Raw genomic sequence first — 16,432 nt, 5'->3', positions numbered from 1 at the left:
ATGGCAAAATTATGAAAACAGAGGGGATTGCGGCGTGTTAGCGATATTAAGACCGGTTAGCGCAAACAGGATGAATCCCGCGAAGATCCTCCCGCCCCGGCGGCGCGGGGCGTGACTGCGGACCCGCTGCTTCATGCCAGCGCCGTGGCATACGACGGGGCGGGGGTGCTTATTCTCGGCCCTTCGGGATCGGGGAAGTCGGCGCTCGCTTTGCAGATGATCGGGCTCGGGGCGGTGCTGATCGCAGATGATCGCGTCGAATTGACAGCGGGCGAGGCCGGCGTGATCGCCGCAGCGCCCGCCGCCATCGCCGGGCTGATCGAGGCGCGTGGCGTCGGGCTGATCCGCGCCCCGCACGCTGCGGCGCGGCTGCGGCTGGTTGTGGATCTGGGCCGGACCGAGACCGAGAGGCTGCCGCCTATTCGCCACACTGACGTAATGGATAGTCGGCTGCCTCTTGTCCTCGGTCCTCTTACGGCCCATCTTTCCAGCACGATACGCCTCATTCTGAAGGGCGGTCGCATCGATCCAGAAGGTGATCTGTTCCCGAGCACGCGATGAACGATCGTTCTAGCCAAGGTCAGCCCTACACGCCCGTCGGTCTCGACGATGCTTCGACACGGCTTGTGCTCGTGACAGGCCCGTCGGGCGCCGGGCGCTCGACCGCGATCAACGTGCTTGAGGATCTCGGCTACGAGGCGATCGACAACCTGCCGCTCTCGCTGGTGCCGCGTCTTCTGGACGGGCCGCCGCGCCCCGCGCCGCTGGCGCTCGGGCTGGATGTGCGCAACCGCGATTTTTCGGCCTCGGCGGTGATCGAGCTGATCGACAGGCTGACGCGGCAACCGCGCTATTGGGCCGAGGTGCTGTATCTCGACTGCGATTCCTCGATTCTCGTGCGCCGCTTCAACGAAACCCGCCGGCGTCACCCGATGGCCGGGGCCGGTGCCCCGCTGGACGGGATCGAGCGGGAAAAGGACCTGCTCGCCCCGATCCGCGTGCGCGCCGATGTGCTGGTCAATACCTCCGAGATGTCTCCGCATGATCTCAAGGCCGAACTGGCGCAGTATTTCGAAACCGACCCGGACAAGCGCCTGACCGTCTCGGTCCAGAGCTTTTCCTATAAGCGCGGCGTCCCGCGCGGCATCGACATGATGTTCGATTGCCGCTTCCTCGAGAACCCGCATTGGCACGGCGATCTGCGCGCCCTGGACGGGCGCGATGCGGCGGTGCAGCGATTCGTTCAGTCGGATGACCGTTTCGACGAGTTCTTTCAGCGGATACGCGATCTGATCCTGTTCGTGCTTCCCGCCCACCTGGAAGAGGGAAAAACCCATCTCGCCATCGGTTTCGGCTGTACAGGGGGACAACATCGCTCTGTTACCCTTGCAGAAATCATGTCACAAGCGCTAGCTGAACAAGGCTGGCAAGTCTCGAAACGTCACAGGGAGCTCGAACGCCGCGAGGCCGACATGGCCAAGATAGCGGAGTCAGGTTCGGCGCCTCAGGGAATACGGAATTGATCGGAATCGTCATTGTCGCGCATGGGGGGCTGGCCCGGGAATATCTCTCGGCAATGGAACATGTCGTCGGTCCGCAGCTCGGGGTCCGCACCGTCACCATCGAAGATGCCCATGACCGCGCCGCCAAAAGCAGCGAGATTTGCGTCGCCGCCGATGAGGTGGATGAGGGCGACGGCGTTGTCGTGGTCACCGACCTCTTTGGCGGCTCGCCCTCCAACCTGTCGCTCCCGGCCTGTTCCGTGCGCGATCGTGTAATCCTTTACGGGGCGAATTTGCCGATGCTGGTCAAGCTCGCCAAGCTGCGGCACCTGCCGGCGGAACAGGCCGCGTCACTGGCCGCCGCCGCCGGCCGAAAATATATCGACAGCTATAATGTGTTCGATGAGGTGTCCCAGCACCGGGTCGCCCAATGAGCCAAGCGATCAGTCTGGTCCTGCCCATCGTCAACGAAAAGGGCCTGCACGCCCGCGCCTCCGCGAAATTCGTCGAGATGGTCGAACGCTTCGATGCCGAAGCCAGCGTCACCCGCGACGGCATGACCGTTTCGGGCGATTCCATCATGGGCCTGTTGATGCTCGCCGCAGGGCGGGGCAGCGAAATCGCCGTCAAGACGACCGGCAGCCAGGCCGAGGAGCTGGCCCGCGCGCTGACCGAGCTGGTGGCGACAAGGTTCGGCGAGGATAGCTGAGACGTGCCGCATCGCCGATCCTATCACCACGGAAATCTTCGTGAGGCCCTGATAGAGGCGGCAATCACCCTGATCGAGCAATCCGGCCCGCACTCCTTTTCCCTGGCCGAGGCGGCGCGCCGCGCGGGCGTGTCTGCCGCAGCGCCCTATCGCCACTTCAAGGGGCGCGACGATCTCCTGGAGGAAATCGCGCGCCGCGGCTATGTCGAATTCGCCGAGACGATGGAACGCGCCTATGCCGACGGCCGCCCCGATCCGCTGGCCGCGCTAGCCCGCGTCGGAGAGCGCTATCTTCAGTTCTCGCGCGAGCGTCCCGGCTATTACATGGCCATGTTCGAAAGCGACATCTCGATCACCGCCCATACAGAACTCTATGCGGCCGAGCAGCGTTCGATCGGCCTCCTGATCCGGGCCTCGGAGGCTTTGGCGGAGCGATTGCCAAAGGACGATCGCCCCCCGTCGCGCATGGTTGCCAATCACATCTGGGCCATGAGCCACGGAGTCGTCGAACTCTTTTCGCGGGGAAAGCAGGGCGCGCGCTCGCCCATATCGGCCGAGGACATGCTCAGCTCGGGCGTCACCATCTATCTGCGCGGTCTGGGACTGCTCGGGCCTGCCGATCAGCCGCGCGCAGGCGGTTGACGCCAGCTTCGGAAATTCGTGCCACACCCTCTTGAACCGTCTCTGCCGCTCCCCATCTGATGTAATGTGAATGGTATTCACATAGCGAAAGGTACCACAATGCAATATGGCGGAACCACTGTTTACAAACCCGGGCTGATGGCCCGTCTGCGGGATGGCATGATCCAGACCCGCGACTGGCTGGACGGTCACGGCAAGAAGGCCTGGCTTATGGCCATGATTGCCGGCTTCATCTTCGTCTGGCCGGTCGGCCTGGCGCTTCTCTTTTACATGATCGGGAGCAATCGCATGTTCAGCTGCCAGAAATCCTCCAGCCGCCGCTATCGCAGGCCGGCATCCTCGGGCAACTCGGCCTTCGATGCCTATCGCGAGGAAACGCTGAAGCGGATGGAACAGGAGCATGAAGAATTCATGGCCTTTATGGCTCGCCTGCGCGAAGCCCGCGACAAGGCCGAATTCGACCAGTTCATGAAAGAACGCCGCGACACGGATGAGCGCCCGGTCACGCTGTGACGCAGCTGCAGACGAAAAAGGGCCGGGAGACACTCCCGGCCCTTTTTGCATGGCGGCGGACGGCTCAGCGTGTCGGCACCGGCTTTTCGCCCGAATAATCGTAGAAACCGCGCCCAGATTTGCGGCCCAGCCAGCCGGCCTCGACATATTTCACCAGAAGCGGGCAGGGGCGGTATTTCGTATCAGCCAGCCCGTCATGCAGCACGCCCATGATCGCAAGGCAGGTGTCCAGACCGATGAAATCAGCGAGTTCAAGCGGTCCCATCGGCCAGTTCGCACCCAGCTTCATCGACTGGTCGATGGACTGAACCGAGCCGACGCCTTCGTAGAGCGTATAGACCGCCTCGTTGATCATCGGCATCAGGATACGGTTTACGATGAAGGCCGGAAAATCCTCGGCGGTGGCCGAGGTCTTGCCCAGCCGTTCGACCACCTCGAACAGCGTCTTGTAGGTCGGCTCATCGGTGGCGATGCCGCGGATCAGCTCGACAAGCTGCATCACCGGCACCGGGTTCATGAAATGGAAGCCCATGAATTTCTCGGGCCGGTCGGTGCGGCTGGCCAGCCGGGTGATCGAGATCGAAGAGGTGTTCGAGGTCAGGATCGTGTCCGGCTTCAGATGCGGCAGAAGCTCCTCGAAGATCTTTTGCTTCACCGCCTCTTTCTCGGTCGCCGCCTCGATTACCAGATCGGTTTCGCCCAGATCCTTCAGCGCCAGCGTGGTCCGGATGCGGCCAAGCGCATCGTTCTTTTCGGCCTCGCCGATCTTCTCGCCCTTCACCTGACGGTCGAGATTCCGGGTGATGAGGCTCACCGCCTTGTCGAGCGCCTCCTGGTCCACATCGTTCAGAAGCACGTCATATCCCGCCAGAGCGAAGACATGGGCGATGCCGTTGCCCATCTGCCCCGCGCCGACGATACCTACCGATTCAATCGCCATGATCTGTCCTTTCATCCGTTGCGCGGACGATAGGGCGTGGTGCGGCGCGGATCAATGCGCATCGGGCGCGCGCGCGTTATCCGTCGGGCGCGGCGCTGACGTAAGCCTTGTCGGAGGCCCGCTCGGCGACCCGCGCCGGTCCGGATCACCCGCGAATAAAGGCCAGAAGATCCCTGTTGATCGTCTCGGCCTCGGTGGTCGGCATGCCGTGAGGGAAGCCGGGATAGGTCTTCAGCTCGCAATTCTGCAGGATCTCCGCCGATTTCTTGCCAGAGATTTCATAGGGGACGACCTGATCCGCCTCGCCATGCATGACCATCATCGGCGTGGTGATCTCTTTCATCTCGGCGCGGAAATCGGTCTGCGAAAAGGCGACGATGCCGTCATAATGGGCCTTTGCACAGCCCATCATCCCCTGACGCCACCAGTTGTGGATCAGCGGCTCGGACGGCTCCACCCCGTCCTGATCGAAATTATAGAACGGTCCTGCCGGCACATCGTGAAAGAACTGCGCGCGGTTCTCTGCGGTGTTTTTCTGGAAGTCATCGAAGACGGATTTTTCCAGCCCGCCCGGATTGTCCCCGGTCTTGACCATCAGCGGCGGCACGGCGCTGATCAGCACGCCCTTGGCGACCTTGTCCTCCTTGTGGCGGGTGATATAGCGCACCACCTCTCCACCGCCGGTGGAATGGCCGACATGCACGGCGCCCTGGATGCCGAGATGCCGGACCACCGCCGCGACGTCATCGGCATAATGATCCATGTCATGCCCGTCCCAGACCTGGCTCGAGCGGCCATGACCGCGCCGGTCGCTGGCAACGACGCGGAATCCTTCGCCCAGGAAGAACATCATCTGCGCGTCCCAGTCATCGGCGCTCAGCGGCCAGCCGTGATGGAAATAGATCACCTGCGCATCGCGCGGGCCCCAATCCTTGTAATAGATCTCGACGCCGTCATCGGTGGTGACATAAGCCATGATGTGTCCAGTCCCTTTTAGAAATAACTCCGTGGCAGCAGAACGCGTGCCGTGCCGCCTGCGTTTCATCTCTGCGCGACGGGACTGGCGGCTTGCCGCTGATCGCCACCATCCCCGTCCTGATGCAAAAGGCCCGCCATTCGGGGCGGGCCTTTGGGTTGGGGGAGGGGGCGCTGCCCCCGCCACCTTGCGGTGGCCCCCCCGGGATATTTGGGTCAGGATGAAGCGTCAGAGCTTCTCGGTCAGTTCGGGGACGGCCTGGAAGAGATCCGCGACGAGGCCGTAATCGGCGACCTGGAAGATCGGGGCCTCTTCGTCCTTGTTGATCGCCACGATGACCTTGGAATCCTTCATCCCCGCGAGATGCTGGATCGCGCCCGAGATGCCGACGGCGACGTAGAGTTCCGGCGCCACCACCTTGCCGGTCTGGCCGACCTGCCAGTCATTCGGCGCATAGCCCGAATCCACCGCCGCGCGCGAGGCGCCCACGGCCGCCCCCAGCTTGTCGGCGAGCTTCTCGATCATCTCGAAATTCTCCTCCGAGCCGAGACCGCGCCCGCCCGAGACCACGCGCCCCGCCGAGGTCAGCTCGGGCCGGTCGCTCTCGGCCACCTCGTCCGAGACCCAGCTCGACAGGCCCGGATCGGACCCCGTCGCCTGATCCTCGACCGGGGCCCCGCCGCCCATCCCGGCGGCGTCGAAGCTGGCCGTGCGCACGGTCATGACCTTCTTGGCGTCCTTCGATGTCACCGTCTGGATCGCGTTGCCGGCATAGACCGGGCGCTTGAACGTGTCGGCATCGACGACCTCGGAGACATCCGAGATCACCATCACATCCAGCAGCGCCGCCACGCGGGGCATGATGTTCTTGGCATCCGTCGTCGCCGGTGCGGCGATATGGTCGTAATCGCCCGCCAGTTCCACCAGCAGCGCGGCGGTGGGCTCGGCCAGGCGATGACCATAGAGATCATCCTCGGCGACCAGCACCTTCGCCACCCCGTCGATCTTCGCGGCCTCTTCGGCGGCGGCTTTCGCGGACGACCCGGCGCAGAGCACCGTCACATCGCCCAGCCCCTTCAGCGCCGCGACCGCCTTACCGGTCGCATCCGCATTGAGTTCACCATTGGTGACTTCACCCAGCAACAGAACAGCCATCACACAACCCCCGCTTCTTTCAGTTTGCCGACCAGCTCATCGACCGATTCGACGATGATCCCCGCCTTGCGGCCCTCGGGCTCGGCGGTGTGGGTGATCTCCAGCCGGGGCGAGACATCGACGCCGTAATCATCGGCGGTCTTTTCCTCGAGCGGCTTCTTCTTCGCCTTCATGATATTGGGCAGCGAGGCATAGCGCGGCTCGTTCAGCCGCAGATCCGCCGTGACGATGGCGGGCAGCTTGACCTCGATGGTCTGCAAGCCGCCATCGACCTCGCGCGTGACCTTGGCGGATTCGCCCTCGATCTCGACCTTGCTGGCGAAGGTCGCCTGACCCCAGCCCAGAAGTGCCGCCAGCATCTGGCCTGTCGCGTTCATGTCGTTGTCGATGGCCTGCTTGCCGGCGATGACCAGCTTCGGCTGCTCTTCGTCGATCACCGCTTTCAGGATCTTGGCCACCGCCAGAGGCTCGATATCGGTGTGCACATCATCCGCCGCCACGACCAGGATGCCGCGATCGGCCCCCATCGCCAGCGCCGTGCGGATCGTCTCCGCCGCCTGCTTCACGCCGATCGAGACCACCACGACCTCCTCGGCCGTGCCCGCCTCCTTCAGACGGATCGCCTCTTCCACGGCAATCTCGTCGAACGGGTTCATCGACATCTTCACATTCGCAAGATCGACACCAGAGCCGTCGGATTTCACCTTGGCCTTCACGTTGTAATCAATCACGCGCTTCACTGGCACGAGGACCTTCATTGGCACCTTCTCCCTTATCTGCATCAAGCAATCCGCTGCAATCTAGCGACCGGAACGGCGTGGGGACAGGGGAAAATCCGCTGACGTTGCGTTTACGTTCACGTCAACTATCCTCGTCCCGGCTGGCACCGGGCTGCCACAGAACGTCGCCGCCCCGATCCAGATTTGCAACCCGCGCCGCCACGAAGAGCCAGTCCGACAGCCGGTTCAGATAGCGCAGCGCCGCCGGGTTGGCATCTGCGGTTTCGGCCAGCGCGGTGGCGCAGCGTTCGGCCCGCCGCGCGATGGTGCGGGCCAGATGGAGATGCGCGGCCAGCGCGCTGCCGCCCGGCAGGATGAAGCTGCGCAGCGGCTCCAGCGCTGCATTCATCGCATCGATCTGGGTCTCGAGCCGGCGCACCTGGCTGTCGATGATGCGCAGCACCGGATAGGGCGCTTCGTCATCCGCCGCCATATCGGGCCGAGAAAGATCCGCACCGAGGTCGAATAACTCGTTTTGGATCATGGCGATGAGGGAAGTTTCTTCGGGCCCGGCATGCAGCCGGCACAGCCCGAGTGCCGCGTTCAGCTCGTCCACCGTCCCATAGGCCTCGACCCGAAGATGATGCTTGGGCACCCGGCTGCCATCCGACAGGGCGGTGTCCCCGCCATCGCCGGTGCGGGTATAGATCCGGTTCAGCACGACCATCAGTTGCCGCCGCGCAGCGCGATGAACAGAAGGATCAGCGCGATGGCGACGGCCTGCGCGATGATCCGCCAGCGCATCATCCGATTGCCGTGTTTCGCGTTGAACTTGCCGCCGACACCGAAGCCCCCGATCCCGGTGGCGAGGATCGCCACCACGCCGAACAGGGCGAGCATCATCACGATGAACAGGGGATCGTCGGACATGGCGCGGCCTTTTCTTGCGGTTCCGTTTCAGCCTATCGGGCGCGCGGCAGCGGGTCCAGTGACCGCACCGGGGCGCGTTGCCGCAGCCGGGTCACAGCGCCGTGACCCCGGCGTCTTGCACGCCGCGACGAAGGCGGCTTTGCGCCAACCGAGCCTGACCGGCGGCAAGCCACCGCGCAGCGTCGCGTCAGAAACCGAATCACCTGTAGCGCGACGGCAACAATCGCGCTATGCTTCCCTTCAGACCCGGGTAACGGGCAACGAACAGAGGCAGTGACGGCGGTATTCCCATGACCGAGATGGTCTTCGGCGCGACCCCCATGCGGGCGGGCGATCCGATTCTTCCCAGATGGTGGCGGACCGTGGACCGGTGGTCCCTCTTTGCGGTGCTGTGCCTGTTTGCCATCGGGCTCTTGCTGGGGCTCGCCGCCTCGGTCCCGCTGGCCGAGAAGAACAATCTGCCGCCATTCTACTATGTCACACGGCAGGCCGTGTTCGGCGCGGCGGGGCTGATGGTGATGTTCGTCATCTCGTTGCTCGGCCCGCGCCAGATCCGGCGCATCGGGGTGATCGGGTTCTTCGTCTCGGTGCTGGTGGTCGCGGCGCTGCCCTTTATCGGCACCGATTTCGGCAAGGGCGCGACGCGCTGGCTGAGCCTCGGCTTTGCCTCGGTCCAGCCCTCGGAGTTTCTCAAGCCCTGCTTCATTGCTGCCGTGGCATGGTGCATGGCCGCCAGCCAGGAGGTCGGCGGCCCGCCCGGCAAGGCGATCAGCTTCGGCATCACCGCGGCCGTGGTGATGATGCTGGTCGGTCAGCCCGATTTCGGGCAGGCCTCGCTGGTGCTGTTTTCCTGGGGGGTGATGTTCTTCGTCGCGGGCGCCCCGATGGCGCTTCTGGCCGGGGTGGCGGGGCTGGCCGTGGCGGGCGGGTTCCTCGCCTATGGCTCCTCGGAACATTTCGCGCGCCGGATCGACGGGTTCCTGACCGCCGAGGTCGATCCGCGCACCCAGCTCGGCTATGCGACCAACGCCATTCAGGAAGGCGGGTTCTTCGGCGTCGGCGTGGGTGAGGGCACCGTCAAATGGTCGCTGCCCGACGCGCATACCGACTTCATCATCGCCGTCGCCGCCGAGGAATACGGGCTGGTCATGGTGCTGGCGATCATCGCGCTCTACGCCACCATCGTGTTCCGTTCGCTGATGCGGCTCCTGCGCGAGCGCGACCCCTTCGCGCGCATCGCCGGTACCGGTCTGGCCTGCGCCTTCGGCGTGCAGGCGCTCATCAATATGGGCGTCGCGGTAAGGCTCTTGCCGGCCAAGGGGATGACGCTGCCCTTCGTCAGCTATGGCGGCTCGTCGGTGGTGGCCTCGGGGATCGCGGTCGGCATGCTGCTGGCGCTGACCCGTCACCGCGCGCAGGGCGAGATGTCGGATATTCTCAGCCGGAGCCGTTGATGCCCCGCTATGCGCTGATCGCCGCCGGGGGGACCGGCGGGCATATGTTTCCCGCCCAGGCTCTGGCCGAGCGCCTGCTGGATGAGGGCTGGCGGGTCAGGCTCTCCACCGATGAGCGGGGCGCGCGCTATGCCGGGAATTTCCCCGATGCCGTCACGCGAGAGATCGTGGCGTCCGCCACGACCGCGCGGGGCGGGCTGGCGGGCAAGCTGACCGCACCGGTCAAGATCGCCTCGGGCATCATCGCCGCGCGCCGCGCTTTGCGCCGCGACCGACCCGACGTGGTGATCGGCTTCGGCGGCTATCCGACCATCCCGGCCATGTCCGCGGCGCTGAGCCTGCGGATTCCGCGGATGATCCACGAACAGAACGGCATCATGGGCCGGGTGAACCGGCTCTTCGCCCCTCGTGTCGACCGCGTCGCCTGCGGCATCTGGCCGACCGAACTCCCCGCCGGGGTCGAGGGCACCCATACCGGCAACCCCGTCCGTCAATCGGTGCTGGATCGGGAGGGCGCGCCATACGATCCGCCGGGCACGGCGGCACTGCGCCTGCTGGTGATCGGCGGCAGTCAGGGGGCGCGCGTGCTCTCGGACCTGCTGCCCGCCGCGATCGCCGCCTTGCCCCAAGACATCCGCGCCCGGCTGCATGTCTCGCATCAGGCCCGTGCCGAGGATCACGACCGCGTCACGGCCGCCTATGACGCGGCCGGGATCGACGCCACCGTGCAGCCCTTCTTTCAGGACGTGCCGGACCGGCTCGCCGCCTGTCATCTCGTGGTCAGCCGCGCCGGTGCCTCTTCGGTCGCCGACATCACCGTGATCGGCCGCCCGGCCATCCTGATCCCCTATGCCGCCGCCGCCGGAGACCACCAGACCGCCAATGCGCGGCCTCTGGCCGATGCGGGCGCGGCGGTCGTCCTGCCCGAATCGACAGTTGACGCAGAGACGCTGACGCGCGACATCGCCGCAATTCTTTCCGACGCCGATCGCGCGCGGCAGATGGCTCGGGCCGCTGCCGACCTCGGCCGTCCCGACGCCACCGCGCGTCTTTACCAACTTGTCACGGAGATCGCCGCATGAATGCTGCCACGAAACTGCCCGGAGAACTCGGTCCCATCCATTTCGTTGGGATCGGCGGGATCGGCATGTCCGGCATCGCCGAGGTGCTGATGACGCTCGGCTATGACGTGCAGGGCTCTGATTCAAAGCGCTCCAAGATCACCGACCGGCTGGAAAGCCTTGGCGCACGCATCTTCGAGGGGCAGGCGGCGGAAAATATCGGCGAGGCCGGCGTCGTCGTCATCTCGACCGCGATCAAGAAGGGCAATCCCGAACTGGAAGAGGCCCGCCGCCGCGGCCTCCCCGTGGTGCGCCGCGCCGAGATGCTGGCCGAGCTGATGCGGCTGAAATCCAATGTCGCCATCGGCGGCACCCACGGCAAGACCACCACCACGACGATGGTTGCCACGCTGCTCGATCACGGCAAGTTCGACCCGACCGTCATCAATGGCGGGGTGATCCACGCCTACGGCTCGAACGCGCGGGCCGGCGCGGGCGAATGGATGGTGGTCGAGGCCGACGAATCGGATGGCAGCTTCAACCGTCTGCCCGCCACCATCGCCATCGTCACCAATATCGACCCCGAGCATATGGAACATTGGGGCGATTTCGACCGCCTGCGCGAGGGGTTCTATAATTTCGTTTCCTCGGTGCCATTCTACGGTCTGGTCGTATGCTGCACCGACCATCCCGAGGTTCAGGCGCTTGTCGGCAAGCTCCATGACCGCCGCGTTGTGACCTTCGGCTTTAATGCCCAGGCGGATGTGCGGGCGATGAATCTGCGCTATGAAAGCGGCGTCGCGCATTTCGACATTGCGCTTCAGGGCGAGGCCGACATCCATGACGGCGAGGTGCCGATGATCGAAAACTGCACCCTGCCCATGCCCGGCGACCACAACGTGTCGAACGCACTTGCCGCCGTCGCCGTGGCCCGCCATCTCGGCATGAAGCGCGCCGAGATCCGCGAGGCGCTGGCGAAATTCGGCGGGGTGGGGCGGCGCTTTACCCGCGTAGGAGAGGTGAACGGCGTCACCATCATCGACGATTACGGCCATCACCCTGTGGAAATCGCCGCCGTGCTCAAGGCGGCGCGTCAGGCGACCAAGGGCCGCGTGATCGCCGTGCATCAGCCGCATCGCTATTCTCGCCTGTCGAGCCTGTTTGAAGATTTCTGCGCCTGTTTCAACGAGGCCGACGTGGTCGGCATCGTCGATGTCTACGCCGCGGGCGAGGACCCGATCCCCGGCGCATCGCGCGACGATCTCGTGGCCGGGCTGATCGCGCATGGCCACCGCCATGCCCGCGCCATCATGGATGAGGACGATCTCACCCGGCTGGTGCGCGAACAGGCGCGGCCCGGCGACATGGTGGTCTGTCTCGGCGCGGGCTCGATCTCGGCCTGGGCCAATGCGCTGCCCGCCCGGCTCCAGGAAAAAGCGGCCTGAGACAGCGATTACGGCGTCCCGCCGGTCGTTTGGCGTTTTTCATTGGTCGACTGTTCGTGTTCAGAAAGATTGCACTTTGCCGATCCTGTTCCTGCTCGCCTTCGTCATTTTGGTGATCCTGCCCGGACGCGCCGCCTATCTCCTCGGCCGCGCCCGCCGCAGCCGCCCGCTCTGGCTCGTGGCGGCCTTGATGATCGTGGCCGGGCTGGTTCTTTTCTGGCTGATCCCGCAAGACTATCCGGAGCTCAGCCCCGAACAGGCAGCCATCGAAGCGCGGATCAGGACCGAATTCGTCATCATGATGACAAGCGCCGGTCTCGTGGCGCTGGTGATCGGTGCGCTTCTCGGCTGGCGCCGTGCGACGCGGGGCTAGGCGGTGGCGGTTTCGGCGGATGAGATCTATTTGCTCAGCGGCCTGGGGCTCGCCCTGCTGGTGGCGCTTTCCGCCGGGTTCGGGCTCAGCCTGCGCAGCCTCGGCCTCGCGCTGCTGCTCGCCGTGCTGGTCGTGGTGCTGATTCCCATTGCCGTGCGCATCAGCCCGAACAGCATCGGCTTTCCCCTGACCCTCGGCGCGGTGATCTGCGGCGCATTCCTGACCGCGCTGCGGCTCGGCTGGCGCGGCTGGCCCCGGCTGCGCGGTTACGTGCTGTTCTGGCTCGGCTTGCTGTTGTTGAACCTCGCTGCCGGTCTGATCGGACCGGCCTTCACCTCCGCGCCCGGCTCGCGCGCCGATCTGGGCTTCCAGCTTGGCGTCCAGGTGATCGGGCTGCCGCTTCTGGCCGGGCTGCTCCTCGGCATCGCGCTCGCCATTCGCGGCGAGGCCGGCTGACCGTAGCGCCGATATTGACGCCTCGGGCATGGCTGGCTACCAGCATCGCCATGAGCATCGAACTCCCCACCCCGCGCGGAAACCTGACCCCGAACCGGCCCCTCGACAGCCTGACCTGGCTGCGCGTCGGCGGCCCCGCCGACTGGCTGTTCCAGCCCGCCGACGCTGAGGATCTGGCGGCGTTCCTGCGCGATCTCGACCCCGCCGTGCCGGTCTTCCCGATGGGCGTCGGTTCGAACCTGATCGTCCGCGACGGGGGCATTCGCGGCGTGGTGATCCGTCTGGGAAGAGGCTTCAATACTATTGATTTTTCGGACGGAATCGTGATCGCAGGGGCCGCCGCCCTGGACGCACATGTCGCCCGCAAGGCAGCGGATCAGGGACTGGACCTGACCTTTCTGCGGACCATACCGGGCAGCATTGGCGGCGCGGTGCGGATGAATGCGGGCTGCTATGGCAGCTATGTCGCCGACCATCTGATCGACGCCACCGCCATCACCCGGCAGGGCGAGACACTGACCCTGACGCCAGAGGAGCTGCGTTTCGGCTATCGCCACAGCCAACTGCCCGACGGCGCCGTGCTGACCAGCGCCCGCCTGCGCGCCGAAGCCGGCGATCCCTCCGCCCTTCACGCGAAAATGGAAGACCAGCTCGCCCGCCGCGATGCCACCCAACCCACGAAAGAGCGCAGCGCCGGATCGACCTTCCGCAACCCCGCCGGCTTCAGCTCGACCGGCCGCGCCGACGACACGCACGAACTGAAAGCCTGGAAACTGATCGATGAAGCGGGGCTGCGTGGTTACCGTCTCGGCGGCGCGCAAATGTCTGAAAAACATCCGAATTTTCTACTGAACGCCGATGGTGCGACAGCGGCGGAACTGGAAGCTCTCGGCGAATTGGTGCGCGAACGGGTGCGCCGGAACGCCGGACAAGAGCTTCAATGGGAGGTGATCCGGGTGGGCGAGCCTGCCGCGGCACCGGCGCTTTGACAGCGTCTCCTGACGCTATTTCTCGCCGCTGAGCATCTCGCCCTGGCCGCCCACCACCGTGGCCAGCCCCATCATGTCCATGCCGCCCAGAATGGCGTCGACAGCCACCGCCGCCAGCAACATTCCCATCACCCGGCTGATGATGTTGGAGCCGGTATTGCCGATATATTTATAGACCCTCGACGCCGCGAGCAGCAGCGCCAATGTCAGCGCCAGCACAGCCAGCAGCGCCCCCGCCGTGACAAGCTGATCCGCGACCGAGTTGCGGTGGTTGTCGGTCAGCACCACCACCCCCAGCATCGCGCCGGGCGAGGCGATGGATGGCATGGCCAGCGGAAACACCGCGCCTTCAAGATGGTCGCGCTCAGCCTCTTCGATTTCGCGCTGAGGCTTGGATTCACCGAAGATCATCGTCATCGCAAAGATGAACAGCACGATCCCCCCGGCAATCTGGAACGAGCCAAGCCGCAGCCCCATCCCTTCCAGCACGAATTGCCCGAAGGCCAGGAAGCCCAGCAAAACCAGCGTTGCCACGAAGACGGCACGGATGGCAAAGCGCCGATGCAGCTTGCGCGGCACGTATTTCGTCGCGAAGAGGAACACCGGGATCGTGCCGATCGGGTCGATCACGACGAACAGGGTCACGAATTCGCGAAAGATGGCACTGAAATCCATGACGCTCCGATGGCGAGGGGTGGCAAGGCCGCTTGATCTAGCAAGGCCGCGCATCGTATCGCAAGGGCGGACCGCCGAGGGAGCATCACATGTCCGATGGTTTGACGCCCGAGACTGCCGCCGCAAGCCGACATGCCTATGTCACGCTGGCCACCAACCGCGATTACGCGCTGGGCGCATTGGCGCTGGTGAACTCGATCCGGGCGACCGGCACCGCAGCCGACATCGTGGTGATGCATACCTCGGTTCCCGATAAGGATCTCGATCCGCTGCGCGCGGCCGGGGCGCGATTGGTGCGCACCGCGTTGCTCGATACCTCGGCAGAGTTCAACGCCACCCACGCACGGGACGCGCTGCACGCCCGTGCCGCATTCACCAAGGGGACCAAGCCGCCCTTCCATACGCCGCTCGACAATTTCGCCAAGCTGCGACTTTGGGAAATGACCGAATATGCCTCGACCGTGTTCATTGATGCCGATGCGGTCATGCTGAAGAATTGCGACAAACTATTTGATTATCCTGAATTTTGTGCTGCGCCGAATGTCTATGAGGGCGTCGCGGATTTTCACCGACTGAATTCGGGCGTGTTCACCGCGCGCCCGTCACAGGCGACATTCGCGGCGATGATGGACCGGCTCGACCAACCCGGCATCTTCTGGAGGCGCACCGATCAGAGCTTTTTGCAGGAGTTCTTCCCCGATTGGCACGGGCTGCCGGTCTTCTACAACATGCTGCAATATGTCTGGTTCAACATGCCCGAACTCTGGGCCTGGGACGAGATCCATATCCTGCATTTCCAGTATGAAAAGCCGTGGCAGGATCACGACAAGGCCGAACGGTTGCGCCCGCTGATCGAGCTGTGGAAGGGCTTTGCCGGGCAGGGGCCACGGGTCGAGCTGTCCGGGCTCAGCGATCCGGCATGAGGGTTGCCGTCACCGGGGGCACGGGGCTTGTCGGGCGCTTTCTCGTGAACGCGGCGCTTGCTGCGGGCGACCATGTCACGGTGCTTGGCCGCAAGGCTCCGCCGCCCGGCTTCTTTGCCGCAGAGTTGGAGCACGAGGTCTATAACCTGGAAGGAAAACCCCCGAATTTCAGTGGAGTGGATGTTATTTTTCACGCGGCGTTCGCGCATGTGCCGGGCCGCTACCGCGGGGGAGAGGGGGCGGACCCGCAGGGCTTTCTGCGCCGCAATCTCGATGGGTCTCTGCGCCTTTTCGAAGCGGCGGCGCAGGCCGGGGCGCATCTTGTCTTCCTGTCGACACGCGCGGTTTACGGCCCGCAGCACGGCATGCCGACCGAGGAAACGGTTTGCCGGCCGGATACGCTTTACGGCGAGGCGAAGCTCGCAGCCGAGCAGGCCCTGCTGAGATCGGGCCAGCCTGCGACGGTGCTTCGGGCAACCGGGGTTTACGGTCCTGCCGGGCCGGGACAGCGCCATAAATGGGCCGAGCTGTTCGATGACTTTGCGCGTGGGACGGCAATCGCGCCGCGCGCCGGCACCGAGCTACATGGCGACGACCTTGCCGCTGCGTCGCGTCTGGCGGTGGGGGTTGGGGGCGGTGTGTTCAACGTCTCGGACATGATGCTCGACCGGCGTGACCTGCTGGCCGTCTGGCAAGAGATCACCGGACTGCCCGGTGATCTTCCGGCGCGGGCGGATGTCACGGGTTATAATGAGATGGACACCGCCCGGCTGCGCGCGCTTGGTTGGCGACCCGGCGGCATGGCGCGGCTGCGCGTGGCGCTGCGCCAAATGGCCGAAGATGCAGGAATTTCGCCGAAGCCGGCATAAGACTCTTCCCTGATTCGCCGGACTTCGCTAGAATCACCGAACAGAGCGACGACCCGGAATAACCGGGCGGCAAAACAGGCTCCCGGATCAACCGGGCAGAA

At 64.9% G+C, this 16,432-nt stretch carries 21 protein-coding genes; 14 read left to right on the top strand and 7 right to left on the bottom strand.

From position 1 onward, the window contains the following. The first annotated feature begins 111 nt into the window (after window positions 1-111). The 6 genes from PAF18_RS08990 (at window position 112) to PAF18_RS08965 (ending at window position 3,366) form a co-directional block, all read left to right on the top strand. Window positions 112-561, top strand: coding sequence for an HPr kinase/phosphorylase (locus PAF18_RS08990; protein WP_271115419.1), 450 nt, complete (start codon window positions 112-114; stop codon window positions 559-561). Next, on the top strand, window positions 558-1,523 hold the full coding sequence (gene rapZ, locus PAF18_RS08985; RefSeq protein WP_271115418.1) for an RNase adapter RapZ: 966 nt from the start codon (window positions 558-560) through the stop codon (window positions 1,521-1,523). The genes PAF18_RS08990 and rapZ overlap by 4 nt, the downstream gene beginning before the upstream one ends. Further along, window positions 1,520-1,936: a PTS sugar transporter subunit IIA gene (locus PAF18_RS08980; RefSeq protein WP_271115417.1), complete on the top strand. Its 417-nt coding sequence runs from the start codon at window positions 1,520-1,522 to the stop codon at window positions 1,934-1,936. Before rapZ ends, PAF18_RS08980 begins: the two co-directional genes overlap by 4 nt. After that, window positions 1,933-2,211 carry an HPr family phosphocarrier protein gene (locus tag PAF18_RS08975; RefSeq protein WP_271115416.1) on the top strand — a complete coding sequence of 93 codons (279 nt, stop codon included), beginning with the start codon at window positions 1,933-1,935 and terminating at the stop codon, window positions 2,209-2,211. The genes PAF18_RS08980 and PAF18_RS08975 overlap by 4 nt, the downstream gene beginning before the upstream one ends. Before the next feature lie 3 nt (window positions 2,212-2,214). Then, window positions 2,215-2,853, top strand: a complete 639-nt coding sequence (locus tag PAF18_RS08970) for a TetR/AcrR family transcriptional regulator (protein WP_271115415.1) — start codon at window positions 2,215-2,217, stop codon at window positions 2,851-2,853. A gap of 138 nt (window positions 2,854-2,991) precedes the next feature. Continuing rightward, complete coding sequence (locus tag PAF18_RS08965; protein WP_271115414.1) at window positions 2,992-3,366, top strand: DUF2852 domain-containing protein; 375 nt, start codon at window positions 2,992-2,994, stop codon at window positions 3,364-3,366. 64 nt (window positions 3,367-3,430) lie between these two features. Here PAF18_RS08965 and PAF18_RS08960 read toward each other — a convergent pair whose 3' ends face one another. The 6 genes from PAF18_RS08960 to PAF18_RS08935 form a co-directional block, all read right to left on the bottom strand. Continuing rightward, the gene (locus PAF18_RS08960; RefSeq protein WP_271115413.1) at window positions 3,431-4,306 is read right to left on the bottom strand and encodes a 3-hydroxybutyryl-CoA dehydrogenase; all 876 of its coding nucleotides are present in this window, start codon (window positions 4,304-4,306) and stop codon (window positions 3,431-3,433) included. Between the two features lie 145 nt (window positions 4,307-4,451). Next, the gene (locus PAF18_RS08955) at window positions 4,452-5,282 is read right to left on the bottom strand and encodes an alpha/beta fold hydrolase (RefSeq protein WP_271115412.1); all 831 of its coding nucleotides are present in this window, start codon (window positions 5,280-5,282) and stop codon (window positions 4,452-4,454) included. Window positions 5,283-5,510: 228 nt separating this feature from the next. Further along, window positions 5,511-6,437, bottom strand: coding sequence for an electron transfer flavoprotein subunit alpha/FixB family protein (locus PAF18_RS08950; RefSeq protein ID WP_271115411.1), 927 nt, complete (start codon window positions 6,435-6,437; stop codon window positions 5,511-5,513). Beyond that, the gene (locus PAF18_RS08945; protein WP_271115410.1) at window positions 6,437-7,195 is read right to left on the bottom strand and encodes an electron transfer flavoprotein subunit beta/FixA family protein; all 759 of its coding nucleotides are present in this window, start codon (window positions 7,193-7,195) and stop codon (window positions 6,437-6,439) included. The genes PAF18_RS08950 and PAF18_RS08945 overlap by 1 nt, the downstream gene beginning before the upstream one ends. Before the next feature lie 103 nt (window positions 7,196-7,298). Next, window positions 7,299-7,883 carry a cob(I)yrinic acid a,c-diamide adenosyltransferase gene (locus PAF18_RS08940; protein WP_271115409.1) on the bottom strand — a complete coding sequence of 195 codons (585 nt, stop codon included), beginning with the start codon at window positions 7,881-7,883 and terminating at the stop codon, window positions 7,299-7,301. Beyond that, the gene (locus PAF18_RS08935) at window positions 7,883-8,086 is read right to left on the bottom strand and encodes a twin transmembrane helix small protein (RefSeq protein ID WP_271115408.1); all 204 of its coding nucleotides are present in this window, start codon (window positions 8,084-8,086) and stop codon (window positions 7,883-7,885) included. The genes PAF18_RS08940 and PAF18_RS08935 overlap by 1 nt, the downstream gene beginning before the upstream one ends. 290 nt (window positions 8,087-8,376) lie before the next feature. Here PAF18_RS08935 and ftsW point away from each other — a divergent pair, with 290 nt between their 5' ends. The 6 genes from ftsW (at window position 8,377) to murB (ending at window position 13,864) form a co-directional block, all read left to right on the top strand. Then, window positions 8,377-9,540 carry a putative lipid II flippase FtsW gene (gene ftsW, locus PAF18_RS08930; RefSeq protein WP_271115407.1) on the top strand — a complete coding sequence of 388 codons (1,164 nt, stop codon included), beginning with the start codon at window positions 8,377-8,379 and terminating at the stop codon, window positions 9,538-9,540. Next, on the top strand, window positions 9,540-10,622 hold the full coding sequence (murG, locus tag PAF18_RS08925) for an undecaprenyldiphospho-muramoylpentapeptide beta-N-acetylglucosaminyltransferase (protein WP_271115406.1): 1,083 nt from the start codon (window positions 9,540-9,542) through the stop codon (window positions 10,620-10,622). Before ftsW ends, murG begins: the two co-directional genes overlap by 1 nt. Next, on the top strand, window positions 10,619-12,046 hold the full coding sequence (murC, locus tag PAF18_RS08920) for a UDP-N-acetylmuramate--L-alanine ligase (protein ID WP_271115405.1): 1,428 nt from the start codon (window positions 10,619-10,621) through the stop codon (window positions 12,044-12,046). Before murG ends, murC begins: the two co-directional genes overlap by 4 nt. Before the next feature lie 76 nt (window positions 12,047-12,122). Continuing rightward, window positions 12,123-12,419 carry a hypothetical protein gene (locus PAF18_RS08915; RefSeq protein ID WP_271115404.1) on the top strand — a complete coding sequence of 99 codons (297 nt, stop codon included), beginning with the start codon at window positions 12,123-12,125 and terminating at the stop codon, window positions 12,417-12,419. Between the two features lie 3 nt (window positions 12,420-12,422). Beyond that, window positions 12,423-12,875 carry a hypothetical protein gene (locus PAF18_RS08910; RefSeq protein ID WP_271115403.1) on the top strand — a complete coding sequence of 151 codons (453 nt, stop codon included), beginning with the start codon at window positions 12,423-12,425 and terminating at the stop codon, window positions 12,873-12,875. Between the two features lie 50 nt (window positions 12,876-12,925). Then, window positions 12,926-13,864: a UDP-N-acetylmuramate dehydrogenase gene (gene murB, locus PAF18_RS08905; protein WP_271115402.1), complete on the top strand. Its 939-nt coding sequence runs from the start codon at window positions 12,926-12,928 to the stop codon at window positions 13,862-13,864. A 15-nt stretch (window positions 13,865-13,879) separates the two neighbouring features. Here murB and PAF18_RS08900 read toward each other — a convergent pair whose 3' ends face one another. Then, window positions 13,880-14,539, bottom strand: coding sequence for a MarC family protein (locus PAF18_RS08900; protein WP_271115401.1), 660 nt, complete (start codon window positions 14,537-14,539; stop codon window positions 13,880-13,882). Between the two features lie 89 nt (window positions 14,540-14,628). Here PAF18_RS08900 and PAF18_RS08895 point away from each other — a divergent pair, with 89 nt between their 5' ends. Together PAF18_RS08895 and PAF18_RS08890 are read left to right on the top strand one after the other, a co-directional pair. Then, the gene (locus PAF18_RS08895; protein ID WP_271115400.1) at window positions 14,629-15,462 is read left to right on the top strand and encodes a glycosyltransferase; all 834 of its coding nucleotides are present in this window, start codon (window positions 14,629-14,631) and stop codon (window positions 15,460-15,462) included. Then, entirely contained in the window at window positions 15,459-16,331 is an 873-nt protein-coding gene (locus PAF18_RS08890; protein ID WP_271115399.1) for an NAD-dependent epimerase/dehydratase family protein, read from the top strand. The genes PAF18_RS08895 and PAF18_RS08890 overlap by 4 nt, the downstream gene beginning before the upstream one ends. Window positions 16,332-16,432: the final 101 nt, after the last annotated feature.

Origin of the sequence: Paracoccus sediminicola (assembly GCF_027912835.1) — a bacterium.
GTDB lineage: Bacteria > Pseudomonadota > Alphaproteobacteria > Rhodobacterales > Rhodobacteraceae > Paracoccus > Paracoccus sediminicola.
This window is presented reverse-complemented; position numbering and strand designations above follow the sequence as displayed.